At 67.7% G+C, this 16,129-nt stretch carries 11 protein-coding genes; 5 read left to right on the plus strand and 6 right to left on the minus strand.

Going from position 1 to position 16,129, the window contains the following annotated elements; genetic code table 11:
* Window positions 1-28: 28 nt before the first annotated feature.
* A complete protein-coding gene (locus ACTWPT_RS40490; RefSeq protein ID WP_443182828.1) occupies window positions 29-2,677 on the minus strand; it encodes a family 78 glycoside hydrolase catalytic domain in 2,649 nt (882 codons plus the stop codon).
* 2 nt (window positions 2,678-2,679) lie between these two features.
* Window positions 2,680-3,963 carry an MFS transporter gene (locus tag ACTWPT_RS40495; protein WP_443182829.1) on the minus strand — a complete coding sequence of 428 codons (1,284 nt, stop codon included), beginning with the start codon at window positions 3,961-3,963 and terminating at the stop codon, window positions 2,680-2,682.
* Between the two features lie 169 nt (window positions 3,964-4,132).
* Between ACTWPT_RS40495 and ACTWPT_RS40500 the strand changes: the two genes are divergently transcribed.
* On the plus strand, window positions 4,133-5,110 hold the full coding sequence (locus tag ACTWPT_RS40500; RefSeq protein ID WP_443182830.1) for a LacI family DNA-binding transcriptional regulator: 978 nt from the start codon (window positions 4,133-4,135) through the stop codon (window positions 5,108-5,110).
* A gap of 180 nt (window positions 5,111-5,290) precedes the next feature.
* Here ACTWPT_RS40500 and ACTWPT_RS40505 read toward each other — a convergent pair whose 3' ends face one another.
* From ACTWPT_RS40505 to ACTWPT_RS40520, 4 genes are read right to left on the minus strand one after another with little or no spacing between them, the layout of a single operon-like run.
* A complete protein-coding gene (locus ACTWPT_RS40505) occupies window positions 5,291-5,890 on the minus strand; it encodes a GTP-binding protein (protein WP_443182831.1) in 600 nt (199 codons plus the stop codon).
* Window positions 5,871-6,269, minus strand: a complete 399-nt coding sequence (locus ACTWPT_RS40510) for a DUF742 domain-containing protein (RefSeq protein ID WP_443182832.1) — start codon at window positions 6,267-6,269, stop codon at window positions 5,871-5,873. Before ACTWPT_RS40510 ends, ACTWPT_RS40505 begins: the two co-directional genes overlap by 20 nt.
* Window positions 6,266-6,697 carry a roadblock/LC7 domain-containing protein gene (locus ACTWPT_RS40515; protein ID WP_443182833.1) on the minus strand — a complete coding sequence of 144 codons (432 nt, stop codon included), beginning with the start codon at window positions 6,695-6,697 and terminating at the stop codon, window positions 6,266-6,268. Before ACTWPT_RS40515 ends, ACTWPT_RS40510 begins: the two co-directional genes overlap by 4 nt.
* Window positions 6,694-8,973 (minus strand): nitrate- and nitrite sensing domain-containing protein, encoded by a 2,280-nt coding sequence (locus ACTWPT_RS40520; RefSeq protein WP_443182834.1) that lies wholly within the window; start codon window positions 8,971-8,973, stop codon window positions 6,694-6,696. Before ACTWPT_RS40520 ends, ACTWPT_RS40515 begins: the two co-directional genes overlap by 4 nt.
* 621 nt (window positions 8,974-9,594) lie before the next feature.
* On the opposite strand from ACTWPT_RS40520, the gene ACTWPT_RS40525 reads away from it, so the two are divergent.
* The 4 genes from ACTWPT_RS40525 to pulA all read left to right on the plus strand — a co-directional run bounded on the left by ACTWPT_RS40525 (window position 9,595) and on the right by pulA (window position 15,596).
* Entirely contained in the window at window positions 9,595-10,452 is an 858-nt protein-coding gene (locus tag ACTWPT_RS40525; protein ID WP_443182835.1) for a DUF1838 family protein, read from the plus strand.
* Window positions 10,453-11,065: 613 nt separating this feature from the next.
* On the plus strand, window positions 11,066-12,409 hold the full coding sequence (locus tag ACTWPT_RS40530; RefSeq protein ID WP_443182836.1) for a ricin-type beta-trefoil lectin domain protein: 1,344 nt from the start codon (window positions 11,066-11,068) through the stop codon (window positions 12,407-12,409).
* Between the two features lie 162 nt (window positions 12,410-12,571).
* Window positions 12,572-12,733 carry an alpha-amylase family glycosyl hydrolase gene (locus ACTWPT_RS40535; protein WP_443182837.1) on the plus strand — a complete coding sequence of 54 codons (162 nt, stop codon included), beginning with the start codon at window positions 12,572-12,574 and terminating at the stop codon, window positions 12,731-12,733.
* Window positions 12,734-12,830: 97 nt separating this feature from the next.
* Complete coding sequence (gene pulA / locus ACTWPT_RS40540; protein WP_443182838.1) at window positions 12,831-15,596, plus strand: pullulanase-type alpha-1,6-glucosidase; 2,766 nt, start codon at window positions 12,831-12,833, stop codon at window positions 15,594-15,596.
* Window positions 15,597-16,129: the final 533 nt, after the last annotated feature.

A 16,129-nucleotide genomic window follows, 5' to 3' on the forward strand; every position in this document is an offset into this window, starting at 1 on the left:
CTGGTCAACCTGGGAACTTGCGTGGTGGTCAGGCAAGGGGGCGTCGTGCGGAGAAGTGGCCGGGGCCGGTGTGGAACGTGCTGCCGTCCGGGAAGCGGATCTGCGCCTCGGAGCCTCCGGGCACGTCGACCGAGATGGCCAGGCGATCGTTCTCGATCCGCCAGTCGACGGCGATCTGCCCTTGCGGGCTGTCGAACGTGCCCTTGGCCCAGGTGATCGCCTCATTGAGCACGGGCGCCACGACGAAGGACTCCCACGCGATGGAGTCCGGCGCCTGACGGAGGCCGAGGGTGTGAGTGTGCAGGAAGCGGATGACCGCGCCCTTGCTGTAGTGGTTGAGGGATCCCGTGGCCGTGCCGTCCTCGGACACTCCATCCCAATCCTCCCAAATGGTCGTCGCATCCCGATCGAGCATCCCCAGCCACGACGGCGACGTCCGCTGGTAGAGCACCGCGTAGGCGACGTCGGGGTAGCCGGAGTCGGCGAGGACGGGGAGCAGATCGGCCGTCGAGAGGAAGCCCGTGCCGAGGTGGCCGTCGGCGGCGTCGATCAGGTCCACGAGGTGCCGAGCCGCCTTGTCGCGCAGGTCCTCGGGCACGAGGTCGAACGCCAGGGCGCGCACGTAGCTCGCCTGTGTGCCGGCCTGCGTCCGGCCCTCGGCGTCCAGGAACTCCGTCTGCCACGCCTGCCGTACCTTCTCCGCCGTCTCGCGGTAGCGGGCCCCGTCGTCGGCGCGCCCCAGCACTTCCGCCACGGCGGCGAGGGTACGGACAGAGCGGAACAGGTACGCCGTACCTACCTCGCCCTTGTCGGCCATGTACCACGCCATGGGATCGCTCATCACCGGATCGATGAGGGACCCGTCCGCCGCGCGCTGCTTCGGCTCCAGCCATTCGCCCCAGTGGAAGGAGCCGTCCCAGATGAACTCCTCGTGCGCGAGCGGCTCGGCCGACCGCTCGACGCGGGACGGATGCCGGGCGCCGCGCGCGGTCGCAAGTGCCCATTCCACCCACCGCTGCATCGCCGGCCAGTTCTCGGCGAGGGCGGCCGTGTCCCCGTACGTCTCATACAGCACCCACGGGACCAAGGCGATCGCGTCGCCCCACCCCGCGGAGCCGGTGATCCCGTTCACCATCGGGTCGTCGTGCACCTTCAGGCGGTTGCCGTCCGGAGAGGAGTTCACCACGCGGCCGTCGTCCAATTGGTCGTCGCGGACCGATCGCAGCCACTTGCGGCTGAAGCCGTCGACGTCGTACAGGCGCGCCGCGGTCGGCGCGAAGATCTGGTAGTCGCCCGCCCATCCGAGACGCTCACGCGTGGGGCAATCCGTCGGGATGTCGACGGCGTTGCCGCGGAAGCTCCAGCGTGCCACCTCGTGCAGGCGGTTGAGGTCGGCGTCGCTGCACGCAAAGGTCGCCATCGGGCGCAGGTCGGTGTGCACCACCTGCATGATGATGCTCGCCGGATCCAGGTCTCCGCCGGCGCGGCGGACGCGCGCGTAGCGGAACCCATGCAGCGTGTGCCGGGGCTCGAACACCTCGCCAGGCCTTCCGGAGGAGACGACTTCGTCGCGCTGCACGAACGGGATCGCGACCTCACCCGGGCGCTGGCTGTCCAGGTGGGTGGTCGTGAGATCTCCGGTCGGGTCGAGGTGCTCGCCGTAGTCGATCACGGTGCGGGTGCCGGCCGGGCCCAGATCGGTGAGCATGATCCAGCCAGATGCGTTCTGGCCGAAGTCCACGATGTAGGTGCCGTTGTCGTGCGGGGTTACCGCACGCGGAGCGAGCTGCTCGACCTGTCGCACCGGCGGGGCCGGCGACCAGCTGATCGGCGGCGCGCTGACGGCATCCACTCGGGCGGGGCGTGGAGTATCGGGTGGAGTGGTGAAGTCGGTCGTCTGGCCGTCCATGAGGTCGGCCGCGACGATGGCGCTGCGGCGCGAGGTCCAGCTCTCGTCCGTGCCCACCACGATTTCGGTGCCGCCGACGTAGCGGACGTGGAGCTGGAGCCGAGCCGCGGTGGTGGTGCCCCACGAGTCGCGCTTGCGCCAGGTGCCGACACTGCCCCGATACCAGCCGTCGGAGAGCAGTATCTCCAGCTCGTTGACGCCGCCGCGCAGCAGCGCGGTGACGTCCGCCGCCTGGGCGTAGAGCGTGGCGGCATACGATGTCCACCCCGGCGCCAGCTCCGCCGTCCCCACCCGCCTGCCGTTGACGAACGCCTCATAGACGCCGAGGGCGGTGGAGTAGAGCCGGGCCTGGGCGATCTCCTCACGCAGCGCCACGCTGCCGGCGAGGATGTAGGCGGGACGGGGCTCCGCGTCGTCTTCCTGTGGGGAGATCCATCGCGCCGACCAGTCCCCGTCCAGCAGAGCGGTCTCGAACTCGTACCACGGTGACCACTCCGAGGACCGCCCACTTCGACGCGCACGGACCCGCCAGGCGACGCACTGCCGGCTGCGCAGCGGCGCCAGCGGCCACTCGACGAACAGATGCCGTGCCGAGACGACGTTCTGCACCATCTCCTCGACGCCGTCGACGCGGAACTGAAGGTCGTAGCCGTCCTGTCCGCTCCACGTCCGCGGCAACTTCCACGACAGCAGCGGTCGCTCTTCGGCGACCGGGAACCGGTCGCCGCCGCCGGCGATGCGAAGGTCGTACGGTGCGCGCTCACCCATGCTCATCGCACCGACTTCACGCGCGTGAACACCAGCAATCCACCCATGAGCGCCAGCACCGCGCCGGTGAGGTAGAGCAGCGTGTAGTTCTTGTCGCCGTCGATCACGCCGATCGTGATGATGAACGGAGCGACGAGCGGCGCGATCGCGCTCGGGAGCTTGTGCGCGAACGCCACCACGGCCATGTACCGCCCGGCCTCCTCCCGGCTGGGCAGCACAGCGAGCACGATCGCCTGGTCGACAGCGCTGAAGAACGCGATTGCGAGCTGCATGAGGACGGATCCGAGCATCAGCACCGGGAAGGAGTACGCAAAGGCCTCGACAAGCCCGCCGGCGACGAAGAACAGCGAACCGATGAGGGCGAACAGTCTCCGCCGGCGCAGCTTGTCCGACAGGAAGCCACCGCCGATCGCGCCGAGAGCCGCCGCGGCGACGCCGAGGACTCCGATGATGGCCGCCGTCCCCGCGACCTCCCGCACCGGCAGTTCCAGGCGCTGGGCGTAGAAGAAGGTGCTGAACGTCGTGTTGAAGTACAGCCCCATGAAGAACATCAGGCGCCCCAGCCAGTTCCAGCCGAAGTCCCGGTGCTTGCGGGGATTGAACACGTAGCTGGACGCCAGCGTTCGTATCGACACGGCCGTCGTGTGGACGGCGCCGCGCGTGTCCTCCTCCTTGCCCACGAAGAGGAAGACCACCAGCAGCACGGCACCGATGAGGCCGGGCAGGACAAAGACGAGGAACGTGTTGCCCGTCACGGCGGACGTGATGCCGATCCCGATAATGGGTGCAATCTGGCCGGTCAGCCCGGTGAAGCCGGAAATCTTGCCGCGCTGGGCCTCGGGGATGCGATCGGCCTGCACGTTGAGTATCGCCTGCGACGCGGTCGCCCAGCCGAGCATCGCGAGAATCCAGCCGGCTCCCACGAGCAGCAGGTTCGGCGCGATCGCGATGCCGACCAGCGCGGCCAACCCGAGGAGCAGGCCGGCGAACATGAAGGGGCGGCGACGGCCGAGGCGGGTGCGGGTGCGATCGCTCCACACACCGAGTAGAGGACTGAGCACCAGGTAGATCGTTTGCGCGGTGCCCGTGACGTACCCGAGCACCTCCTCGCGTCCGGGAGCGAGCTCGTCGATCCGCACCGCCAGCGAGAAGGCGAGCGGGACCACGAACGCCATGGAGATGCCGAAGTTGGCGGCCATCATCCAGAAGATGTAGCTCGCGCTGACCCGCGGCAGGTCGTCGGACGCCTCGGTGTCGGGGGGTTCGAGAGAGGGGGGAGTCGCCATGAACACCCTTCCCAATGAAGTCAGGGCCGGAGAAACTGCAGCTCGTTACTTAAGCGCATTAGTAACCTATCGTTGGCTGCCGCACGGATCGCAAGACATCCGCCCGTAACAACTACGCAACGAGACACCGTTCACATATGTGTCCAACAGTCCCCTACGATGAGCCGACATGAGGCGCCCAGCAAAGCGGGTCACCATCACCGATGTCGCCCGAGCGGCCGGCGTCTCCGGCGCGACCGTGAGCTTTGTGCTCAACGACACGCCAGGGCAGTCGATCCCCGAAGAGACGAGGCGCCGGGTCCTGGAGGCGGTCAAGCAGCTCGACTACCGGCCGCGCGGCTCGGCCCGCTCTCTGGCAGCCGGGCGCAGCGACGTCGTCCTGCTGTCCATCCCGCATCTGTCGATCGGCCCCGGGATCACCCGATTCGTGGAACAGTTCGCCACATCGCTGGCCCACGCCGGTCTGACCTTGGTCACTCATCTGGCCGGAGCACCCGGGCGGTCGCTTCCCGATGTCTGCGCCGCCATCGACGCCTCGGTGGTTGCCAGCATCGATCCGTTGGACGACGACATCGCGCAGGCTGTCCGCCGGGCGGGCGCGGACATCGTGTTCACCACCGAGGTGGAGGCCCACCCCACCATGCGGCGCATGGGCCGCCTCCAGGCCGAGCATCTCATCGCCCTGGGCCATGATCGCCTCGGCTACGCCATGCCGGAGCACGCTCTGCTCCGCAAGATCGCCGATGAGCGGCTGCTCGGGGTCGCCGAGGCCTGCGCGCAAGCCGGCATCGACCCTCCGCTGGCGCTCGACACCAAGCTCGACACCGCTGCCATGGCACGCGCAGCGCGGCGGTGGCGACGGGAGTCGGTGACTGCCGTGTGCGCCTACAACGACGAGGTCGCGATCGCTCTCCTGGCGGGCATGCGCCACGCCAAGCTCACCGCCCCCGAGGATCTGGCGGTCATAGGCGCCGACGACATCCCCCTCGCCCAGGTGGCCGATCCACCGCTCAGCACGGTCGCCTTCGACCTGGAGAAGGTGGGCCGCACTCTGGCCGAGGCAGTGGTGGCGAGCCTGTCAGGCCGCAAGCCGCGCCTGACCCCCACCTCCTTGTCTCCGCACGTCATCCACCGCGCTTCAACCTGAGTGCGGCGTGACGCAGGCCTCCGGAAGCCCCGCCGATGACGTCGCGTCGAGCACACCGGCCGGCGTCGCTGTTTGCGGTTCACAGAAAGCCAGCCGGCCTCGCTGCGAGGGTGCCTCGCCTCCTTCGCCGCCGGGCGGGAGCAGGGACGGGCCGAGGCCGGCGCCCCGGTGCCGGGACGGTCAGGCCACGGGATGCGGTGTGGTGCGGGATGGGGCGGCCATCAGGTGGTCGATTAGTGCTAGCAGCACATCGCGCCCTGCCGTCCGGTCGCGGGCGTCACAGAGCACCAGCGGCACCTGCGGATCGAGATCGAGTGCCCTTCGGATCTCCTCCTGTGTCCGGTCCCTGACACCATGGAAGCAATTGACGCCGACCACGAACGGTATACCGCGGCTCTCGAAGAAGTCGATCGACGCGAAGCTCACATCCAGCCGGCGGGTGTCGACCAGGACGACCGCGCCCATCGCTCCGTTGACAAGGTCGTTCCACATGAACCAGAAGCGTTCCTGCCCGGGGGTGCCGAACAGGTAAAGCACGAGCTCGTTGTTGATGGTGATGCGCCCGAAGTCCAGTGCGACGGTGGTGGTGGACTTGCCGCTCACCCCTTCCAGATCGTCGACACCGACGCTGGCATGGGTCAGGTACTCCTCCGTACGCAATGGGGCGACCTCACTCACCGCGCCGACCAGCGTGGTCTTCCCGACGCCGAAACCACCGGCGATAAGGATCTTCACTGCCAGGGGAGCATCGTCCCCGTGGTCAGAGTTTGCGTAACCCATCCCTCACCGCCTCAAGGATTGCCATATCGGGAAAGCCGCCTGCTTGTGCGAACGCCAGCGGTGGCCGAGCCCGCATCTGACCGGTCTCGATCAGATCGCCGATGAGGATCTTCGTCACTGACACCGGGAGGTTCAGCGCGGAGGCGACTTCGGCCACCGCCAGGGGCCGATTGCACAGAGCGAAAATGGTGCGGTGCTCCGGTTGCATTCTCCTCAGACCGCGTCTGGTTTCCGAAGAGACCTCGGAAGCCGCCGTCACCAGGGTGATCAGCGTTAAGTCGTCCCGCTCGGGGGCGGTTCGTCCGCCGGTGATCGTATAGGGACGGACAAGGGGCTCGTCGGCGTCATCGTCCTCGAAGCCCTCCGTCCAGTGTTTCATCCGTGTCCCCCCACGTCACGGCCCTGCGGGGGACGCGCGTCGGTTCCCAGCTTCTGGCCGACCTGCTGGATCAGGGTGTGCATCGCGACGCTCATCAGTTCGGCGTCGACGTCCTGGGACGCGACGACGGCCAGATGGGTGCCACGGCCCGCGGCTGTGACGAACAGCCACAGGTCGGCCATCTCGATGATGACCTGGTGGACCGGCCCGCCGCTGAAGAGCTGCCCGACACCGCGCGCCAGGCTCTGCTGGCCGGTGGCGATCGCGGCGAGGCGTTCGGCATCCGAGCGTTCGATGCTCCGGGACCGGCTGATCACCAGTCCGTCGTCGGACAACACGATGGCGTGCCGGGTGCCCGCGACCTGATCGACCAGGCTGTCCAGGAGCCAGTCCAGGTCAATGTTGGTGGCGGTGGTTCGCTGCGTCATCTTCGCTCTTCCGTCGTAGGGGAACTGGGCTCAGGGGATCCGCTCGGCCGGGGCTGGGGGGCGTCGTCACCGCTCCGGCGCCTGCGGGACTGCCGCTGGAATGCGCCGATCGTGGCACTGGATCGGCTGGGCCGGTCGCGTACGGCCCAGGTCTCCTGGTCGGTTCCTTCGTCCCTGTCCACCGGGACTTTGAGCTCGTCGGCAAGGCTGGCCTGGCGCACCCGCTGGGGCAGCGGCCGGCGGTCGGACGATGGCGGTGCGTCGTCCCGATCCGGCGATCCGGCAGGTGCCGCCATGTACGCCATCGCGCGTCCCCTGGAGCGAGTCGGCAACTGCCCGTCCTCCTGAGGCGGGCGGGGACCGACCGTACCTTCCTGACCTTCCTGCGCGCGTGGCCGCGAACCGGTGGCGTCCTGGGGGACTTCCTCGGGGATCGTGGCCGGCACGGGTACCGCACGGGGGCGGTCAACCACCAGCGATTTCGGGAGCAGCACGATGACACGGGTGCCGCCGAAGGCCGACGACCGCAGTTCCACCCTGAGGCCCAGGCCCGCGGAGAGCCGGGCGACCACGTACAGGCCGAGCCGCACATCGTCGGCGTGGGTCATCACATCGAGCTGCGGTGGCGACTTCAACAGTTCGTTGGCGGCGGCGTACTCCTCGGATTCCATGCCCAGGCCGCGGTCCTCGATCTCCACGGCGATGCCCCGGCTGACCGGTGCGGCCCGTACCTCGACGGGGGTCTGCGGCTTGGAGAAGGTGGTGGCGTTCTCCATGAGTTCCGCCAAGACGTGGACCAGCGGTCCCACCGCGCGCTCGGCTATCCAGGGTTCCCCCTCGACGTCGATTGAGATCCGGCGGTAGTCCTGAACCTCGCCTTGCGCGGCGCGCAGTACATCGAGCAGGTGTACCGGCTTGCGCCAGCGGCGCTGCGGCTGCCCGCCGCCGAGGATCACCAGGTTCTCTTCGTAGCGGCGCAGCCGGGCGGTGAGATGGTCCAGGTCGAACAGGCCCTCCAGCACTTCGGGGTCCTCGTGCCTACGCTCCAGTTCGTCCAGCTTCTTCAGCTGAAGGCCGATGAGGATCTGGGTACGGCGGGCGATGCGCTGGAGCATGCGCTGGAAGCCACGGTGTTGTTCGGCCTGCCGCACGGCGGTGAAGACAGCGCTGCGGCTGGCCATGTTGAGGGCCTGCCCGAGCTCGCCGAGCTCGTCGGGGGTGGGCTCGACCATGCGTACTTCCGCGTCCACGTCGACGTCCTCGCCACGCTCCAGCCGGGCGACCACGTTGGGCAGCCGTTCCTGGAGTCCCTGGGCATCCTGGCGCAGGTGGAGGATGCGCCGGCGAAGAATGGCGGTGAGGCGCCAGCTGGTGAAGATCACCAGCCCCAAGGCGAGCAGACCCACGGTGGTGACACTGATGAAGACCGTGAAGAGCATGTCGGCGTGGCCGTAGCCGATCTTGCCGACATTTTCGAACCGGAGGTTGAGGAGTTTCAGCAGTTGCGCAGTGACGGTGTCCACCGAGGAGCGCCACTCGGCGCGGTCGTCGGGGAGTGTCACCTGGTTGTCCCCGGCGCCGCTCCCGGAGGCGACCAACCGCCCTTCCAGAGCGGCCATGGTCTCCCACGCCTTGCTGGCCGTCAGCTTTCCGTACGGGGTCTCGTTGCCTGTGAGACTGGGAAGCACCCGGGACTCCATGAGGTGCTTCCTGGTGCCGATGGCGTCGGCGACAAGGCCGTAATCACCCCGCGCCAGTCCTCCCGTCTTCCAGCCGCGAGCCAGAACGGCGTCTTCGCGGCCGATCATGTCGACGACCCAGTAAAGGTCGACCAGTGTCTGCGCCTGGCTGTTCACCTGGCCCTCGTCGGTGTTGCTGAGGGCGGTCAATACGCTGAGGTCTGCCTCGAGGAGGCCGCTGTAGTAGTCGAACGCATTCTGCGCGCTGGACCAACCGGCGTCCACCGCCCGGCGCTGCTGATCGAGGAGGCCGAGGCTGCGTTCGGTCCGGGCGATGGCGTCGGTGAGCCCCTCCTGCCCGTTGGGGGCGTCCAGGGCTGCCAGGGGGCGGAAGGCGCTTATGGCCTGGTCGGTCGTCGCGCGCTGCTTGGCGAGCTTGTCGCGGGCGGCGCTACGGGGGTCGGCCTGCATCTCCGCGGTGAGGCGTCGCTCCCGATCAAGGCTGAAGAAGAGGTTGCCCGCAGGTCTGCCGACGGTCTTGGTGGCCAGATCCATCTGGGCCTTCTCCGCCCGCCACTGAGACGACAGTTGGAACATGCCCGAAGCCAACAGTGGGGTAAAAGTCAGGCTCGGCACGAACACGACAATGAGCAGCACGGTACGCAACGGCAGCCGGCGGACACCGGCCAGTCGGCGCGGCCCGCCGCTGGTTGACCCCGCTAACCCCGCCCCGTCCCCCATAGTCTTCGTCCGTCGTCGCCCGACCCTGCCCAATCTAGCCACGTGCCGGACACTCTCCTCCGCCGATCGGTGAGTCCATGACGAGAATCGCCAACGTAGGCGATTGGTGCCCGATCGTAGCCATACGGCAGTTGAGTCGAAAGCCCCGCTTCGCCAGTCCGATTGCGAGCCACTTTCCCGCGTCGCGGTCCAGCGGGCAGCCCTGGCGGAGTTCTCCGACCGGTTCGTGTGCCGGAGAGTAGGAATGTACGGTTTCGCCTTTGTCGGGCAGCTGATCGGCGGTCTGGACAATCCTTCGCCCGACATGATCACAATATGGGGCTATTCGCTTCATTCTCCGCGCGGAGGGCGCAAGTGGTCAAACGAGGCATTACGGGGCTTCTAGTCCCTATTGTCCTATTCATCGGTACCGGCATTCCGGGCGCGGCGGCGGACGACAGATCCGCCAACTCCACGCATCCCGGGCCGGTCTACGCGATGGTCACCGACAAGAGCGGCAAACTGTCCCTCCAGACGTTCGGGCGTCCGGACGGGAAGGACATGGTGTTCCGGATCTCCGGCTCGGTGTACGCGAACATTGAGGGCAACAGCCTGGACCCGGCGATGCGGCACGGCCAGAAACTCTTCAACATCGAGGGCTACAACATCCGGCGGCTCTACCGGGTCCCCGACACGAACCAGCTCTACCAGCTCTCCAGGGAGATCGTCTTCTACACCGACCCGGCGGATCCGCGGCGCATCGTGCGCGAGTGGAAGAACCCGATCGACGGCAAGACGTATCCGGTCGTCCCCATCAACAACGACTCGGTGAACTTCGGCCCGTTCACCATCACCTCCTCCTTCACGGGTCCGCCGCTGCAGCAGCTGCACGACGAGACCGTGTGGACCAGCGACATCCCCGTGCGGGCGAACTTCGGCACCACGCTCGGCGAGCAGTTCGGCCTGACGGGCGGCGTGTACGCCGCGCAGGAGATGTTCGACTTCTCCGTCGACGATCGCGAGGTGGCGGCCCGCACTGGGTCCGGCGTCCCGTTCGGCGCGATGAAGACGAAGATCAGCTGGGCGCGGACCAGCCCATGGACGCCGTTCATGTGCCTGGCGGAGACAAACGTGCGCGGCCAGCTCACGTACCATGCCCGCAGTTGGTCACTGGCCTCCTACTCCGACATCGAGCCGTGGCTGCGGGCCGAGGTCGAGGCGAACCACCCGCTGTTCACGACCGCTCCCACCGCGCCGGGGCCGAGCGAGAACTCCTGGACGTCCTTCTACAACAAGCAGCTCGGCAAGGGTGCCACCACCTGGGCAAACTGGTGCGCCGCCAACGGCCGCCCATAAACGTCCGCAACCCGATCACCGGCCGGACCTAGCGGCCGCTCCCGTGAGTCAGCCTCGCCGCCGTCGCGGCGAGGCTGACTCACGCTCGGACCAGTCTGTTGCATTCGCGATCGGTGGCCACGTCGTTGCCGTAGGGGCCGTCGGCCGTCCAGCGTCATTTCGTGAAAAGTTGTGAAGAGCTCTTGTCAGACTTGTTGTGATCATCAACAATCTAGGCACCCGCCGGTGGGCCGGGTAGGCGTACTTCTCCTGGAAGCCACGCTTTCCACCGACGTGAGTATCGTCACGCCTACCCGCATGGGGGTTCAGTGAGACGCTCACGCCCTGCCTCAGCGCTCCGCACGCTGCTCACCGCCATCGCCGTACCAATCCCCGGTACGGCCGGCGCGCCGGCGGCGATCCGCTCGACTCGACCTCCTGGGTGAAATCCCAACCCGATCTTCCAGCGCTCCGACGCCAACGGCGTCTACGGCCCGGGTCACAACGGATTCTTCATCTCACCAGACGGCGCTGAGGACCGGATCGTCTACCACGCCGACGACTCGCCCAGCGGCGGCCCTCCTCCGGGCGGGCGCGATCGTGCGCTCACCCATGCCCACCGAAAGGAACCCGCATGTCCATCCGCACCCCCCTGCTCACGGCTGCCTTGATCCTGGTCTTAGCGATGGTCGCCCCCTCCGGGGCGACCACGGCTCACGCGGCGTCCTGCCCCCAAGGCACGTACGAGATCAGGACCGCCCACCACTTGATCTGCACTCACGGCCCCGACGCTCCCCCGCCCGGCCTGGACGTCAAACGGCGGGTCGCACCCGTCTCCCCGACCGCGGCGGCCGCGAGCCTGGCCGTGTGCGAGGGCGACGGCGTTACCGGCAAGCGCGTGGAGGTGCTCTACATCCACGGCTCCACCAGCCGTTACCAGCAGTACTTGGAGACCTTCCGCACCCTCGCGGAGGGCGTCGACACCATTTACAACGCCAGCGCGGCCGAGACCGGCGGCGAGCGACACGTCCGCTTCGTCACCGAAACGGTCAACGGCTTGTGCCGTCCCGTCGTCCGTGACGTGCAGATCTCCGACTCGGCACTCAACGCCAACGACTGGGCGCCGCTGCTCAACGCCGTGCAGGCCGCCGGCTACACCCGGACCGACCGCAAGTACCTGCAGTTCGTCGACGCCCAGGTGTACTGCGGCATCGGCGGCTTCGCCGGCGACACCTCCAAGAGCGACGCCAACCGCTCCAACGTCGGCCCGGAATACGCCCGCGTCGACAGCGGCTGCTGGGACTCCGCCGTGGCCGCCCATGAGGTGGGCCACACGCTCGGCGCGGTCAACAACAACGCGCCGCACGCCTCCGGCCACGCCCACTGCGTCGACGAATACGACGTCATGTGCTATAAGGACGCCTCCGACGTCACCCTGATCTACAACTGCCCTGACCGGAGCCACGACCGGCTCCTGGACTGCGGCCACGAGGACTACTACCACACCAACCCGTCGCCCGGAAGCTACCTGGCGACGTACTACAACGTCGCGGACAACCTCTTCCTCATCAAGGGCGGCGGAACGTCCCAGCCGCCGACCACCTTCCTCCTGACCAACGCCGCCTCCGGCACCTGCCTGGACGACCCCAACGGCAGCACAGCCAACGGCGTCCAGCTCACCCTGCGAGGTTGCAACGGCGGGGCCGGCCAGACCGTGACCCAGTCCGGCTCGACCCTGCAGATACTCGGCAAGTGCGTCGATGCCTACGGCAGGGGCACCGCGAACGGAACCGCGATCATCCTGTGGACATGCAACGGCGGAACCAACCAGCAGTGGACACTACGGTCTGACGGCACGATCGGCGGCACGCAGAGCGGCCGTTGCCTCACGCCCGCCAACGGCGGCACGGCGGACAACACCCCCATCGTCTTGTACGACTGCGGCAGCCAGACCTATCAGCGCTGGAACCGTACCTGAGCGTGATGCGGTACCGGGCCCATGGGCGCGCCGGGTAAACGCTCCTGGGCCCGGTACACGTTCGACAGCGCCATGTTAGCGCTAACATCGCTGTTGGCAACGACTGCAGCGAATCATTATGAAGCGTTTTCGGTACGGTAAATCGACGTCATCCCCCTGTCAATGGGCCTATCTAAAACACGAGCGAAAAGGTTTTCTGCCGCCGTGGCGACGTGGGTGAAGTACACCGGGATCGACGGCTTCCGCATCGACACCGCCAAGCACGTCCGAGAGCTACCTGACCGACGATCTCATCGGCACCTCCGCCACCCACGCGACCGATAACTACGTCCCTCAGCACCCGCTCTACCAGAGCGTCGCCCGCCGGCACCGACGGATTCGGGGTCTACTAGCGGTGCCGTTGGCTGAAGGGGCGCAGAACTTGAGCTACATCATCCACAGGGGCGACGACAAGGACCTGCCAGGTGATCAGTCGCTCGACGTGTCGACGGTCGGCCACGAGCTGTGGCGGCTGGCCGCCACCGAGGGCCACGTGCTGCCGCAGTCCGCGGCCACCGGCGCGGACGCCGAGCTCGGCAAGGCCGAGGCGCACTGGATCGACCGTGCGACCCTCGCATGGAAGGTGGGGCCGTCCCCGTCGCTGCACTACTCCCTGGCCTTCTCGGCCGACGGCGACATCGCCTACGCCGGGGGCGACCTGACCGGCGACATCCGCCTCATCCGGCTGACCGCCGGCGCGCTGACCGGCGCGCTGACCGGCGCGCTGACCGGCGCGCTGACCGGCGCGCAAAAGAGTAAATGGCCGCACCTGGCCTCGTACACCGCACTGACGGTGGACCCCCGCGACGCCGATCTGGTGAAGAAGGCCCTGCGCGGTCAGGTGGTCGCGGTCGAGCGGGACGCCGCAGGCGTGCTGCTCACCGCCACCGGCGTGCAGATCCCCGGGGTCCTGGACGATCTGTACGCCAAGGCCGCCTCGGCCACGCTCGGCCCGACCGGCCTTGTCATCCCCAAGCTGGCGCTGTGGGCGCCGACCGCGCAGAAGGTCGAACTGGCGCTGTACGGCACTCGCCGTACCGTGCACGGGATGCGACGCGACGAGGAGAGCGGCGTCTGGTCGGTGTCCGGCCTGCCCACGTGGAAGGGCATGCACTACACCTTCCTCGTCACGGTCTACTCGCCGGCCGCGGGCAAGGTCGTGACCAACGAGGTCACCGATCCCTACAGCGTCTCGCTGACCGCCGACGGCGTGCGCAGCCAACTGGTCTCGCTGGACAGTCCGCTGCTCAAGCCGCCCGGCTGGGACCTGTTGGGCTGGGCCAAGCCCAAGGCGGTCCGCCAGGACAAGGCGTCGATCTACGAGCTGCACGTGCGCGACTTCTCCGCCTCCGACGCCACCGTCCCGGCCGCGCAGCGCGGCACCTACGCCGCTTTCACCGGCAACGCGCGCGGTATGCAGGAGTTGCGCAAGCTCGCCAAAGATGGGCTCACCCACGTCCACCTGCTGCCGGTCTTCGACATCGCCACGATCCCGGAGCGCAAGTCGGACCGGACCGAGCCGTCCTGCGACCTGGCATCGATGCCCCCCGACTCCGAACAGCAGCAGGAGTGCGTGGCGAAGACCGCCGCCAAGGACTCCTTCAACTGGGGCTACGACCCGCTCCACTACACGGTGCCGGAAGGCTCCTACGCCGCCGACCCCGACAACCGCGTCAAGGAGTTCCGCGGGATGGTCACCGGACTGAACAGGGCCGGACTGCGGGTGATCATGGACGTGGTCTACAACCACACCCACGCCGCGGGCCAGGATCCGACCTCGGTGCTGGACCGGATCGTGCCCGGCTACTACCACCGTCTGCTCGAGGACGGCACCGTGGCCAGCTCCACCTGCTGTGCCAACACCGCGCCCGAACACACCATGATGGGCAAGCTGGTCGTCGACTCGGTCGTCACCTGGGCGAAGCAGTACAAGATCGACGGGTTCCGGTTCGACCTGATGGGTCATCATCCGAAGGCGAACATGCTGGCTGTGCGCAAGGCGCTGGACGAGCTGACGCTCGAGAGGGACGGCGTGGACGGCAAGTCGATCATCCTGTACGGCGAGGGCTGGAACTTCGGCGAGGTGGCCGACGGCGCCCGCTTCGAGCAGGCCACGCAGGCGAACATGGCCGGCACCGGCATCGGCACGTTCAACGACCGGTTGCGCGACGCCGTACGCGGCGGCAGCCCGTTCGACGCCGATCCCCGGGTCCAGGGCTTCGGCTCCGGGCTGGCCGGCGCGCCGAACGGCTCCCCGGCCAATGGCACGCCCGAGCAGCAGCTGGCCAGGCTCAGGAATTACGCGGACCTGATCCGGATCGGTCTGACCGGCAACCTGAAGGACTATGTGCTGCCGTCAGGCAAGAAGGGCTCGGAGGTCGACTACAACGGCTCGCCCGCCGGGTACACGGCCGCGCCCGGGGAGGCGGTGACGTACGTCGACGCGCACGACAACGAGACCCTGTTCGACGCGCTGGCCTACAAGCTCTCCCAGTCCACGACGATGGCGGACCGGGTGAGGATGCAGTCGCTCTCGCTGGCGACCGCCGTGCTCTCGCAGGGCACGACGTTCGTCCACGCCGGCAGCGAGCGGCTGCGCTCGAAGTCGCTTGACCGCAACTCCTACGACTCCGGCGACTGGTTCAACCGGCTGCTGTGGGACTGCGCGCAGGGCAACGGCTTCGGCGCCGGGCTGCCCCCCAGAGCCGACAATGAGTCCAAATGGGCCTACGCCAAGCCGCTGCTGGCCGATCCGTCGCTGAAGCCCGACTGCGCAGCCATCGACACGGCGAGAGCGCGTTTCGGCGACCTGCTGAAGATCCGCTCATCTTCGCCCGCCTTCGCGCTCGGTTCTCTCAGCGAGATCCAGAAGCGCGTGACCTTCCCCTCCTCGGCCGACGGCGTCATCACCATGCACATCGACGCGTCCGGCATCGACCCGCACTGGAAGTCGATCATCATCGTCTTCAACGCGACCCCTGTGACCCACACCCAGGCGATGACCTCGCTCGCGGGAGAACCGGTCACTCTGCACCCCGTCCAGGCCGCCGCAGGGGACCCCGTCGTCAAACAGTCCACCCACGACTCCGCGACCGGCACGCTGACCGTCCCCGCCCGAACGGTGAGCGTCTTCGTCCAGTCGTGTTAAGCGCTCTCGCGAGCACAACGCTGGCGTCGGGCCGCCACAAGCGGACCCGAGGCACTCAGAGATTGCTACATACCCGCGGCATACCGGGATGTGGTCTGATCTTGCCCCGGAGCGACAAAGTCAAATGTTGGGGAACCGGAGAACAATGCCAAGACTCGCAAGGAAGCTCGTAGCCGTAGCCACGCTAAGCCTGACAGCAGCAGCTACGTTGCTGGTCAGTGCCAGCGCGGCCAGCGCCGCCAGCGCGGCTTACCCGGCCTGCACCACAGGGTTCAAACGCAATTCCAGGCCTGCGGCCGACCGCGGCTGGGCCAAGTGCCTGACGAGGGTTACTTTTCGGGTTGTCATCCAGTGCAAGGAGAAGGCTACCGACACATACTGGCAACGGCATAAGGGCGCCTGGAGGGATGGCCCGTACACGGCTTACCTGAGCTGCCCGCGTGACATGCCCTACCTGTTCAGCGTGAAATACCAGCGCAGCGGCGTCCCTATCACATAACTGACCGGCATCACCGACGCCGAACGCGAGCGGC

Source organism: Nonomuraea sp. 3N208 (genome assembly GCF_052245935.1).
Lineage (GTDB): Bacteria > Actinomycetota > Actinomycetes > Streptosporangiales > Streptosporangiaceae > Nonomuraea.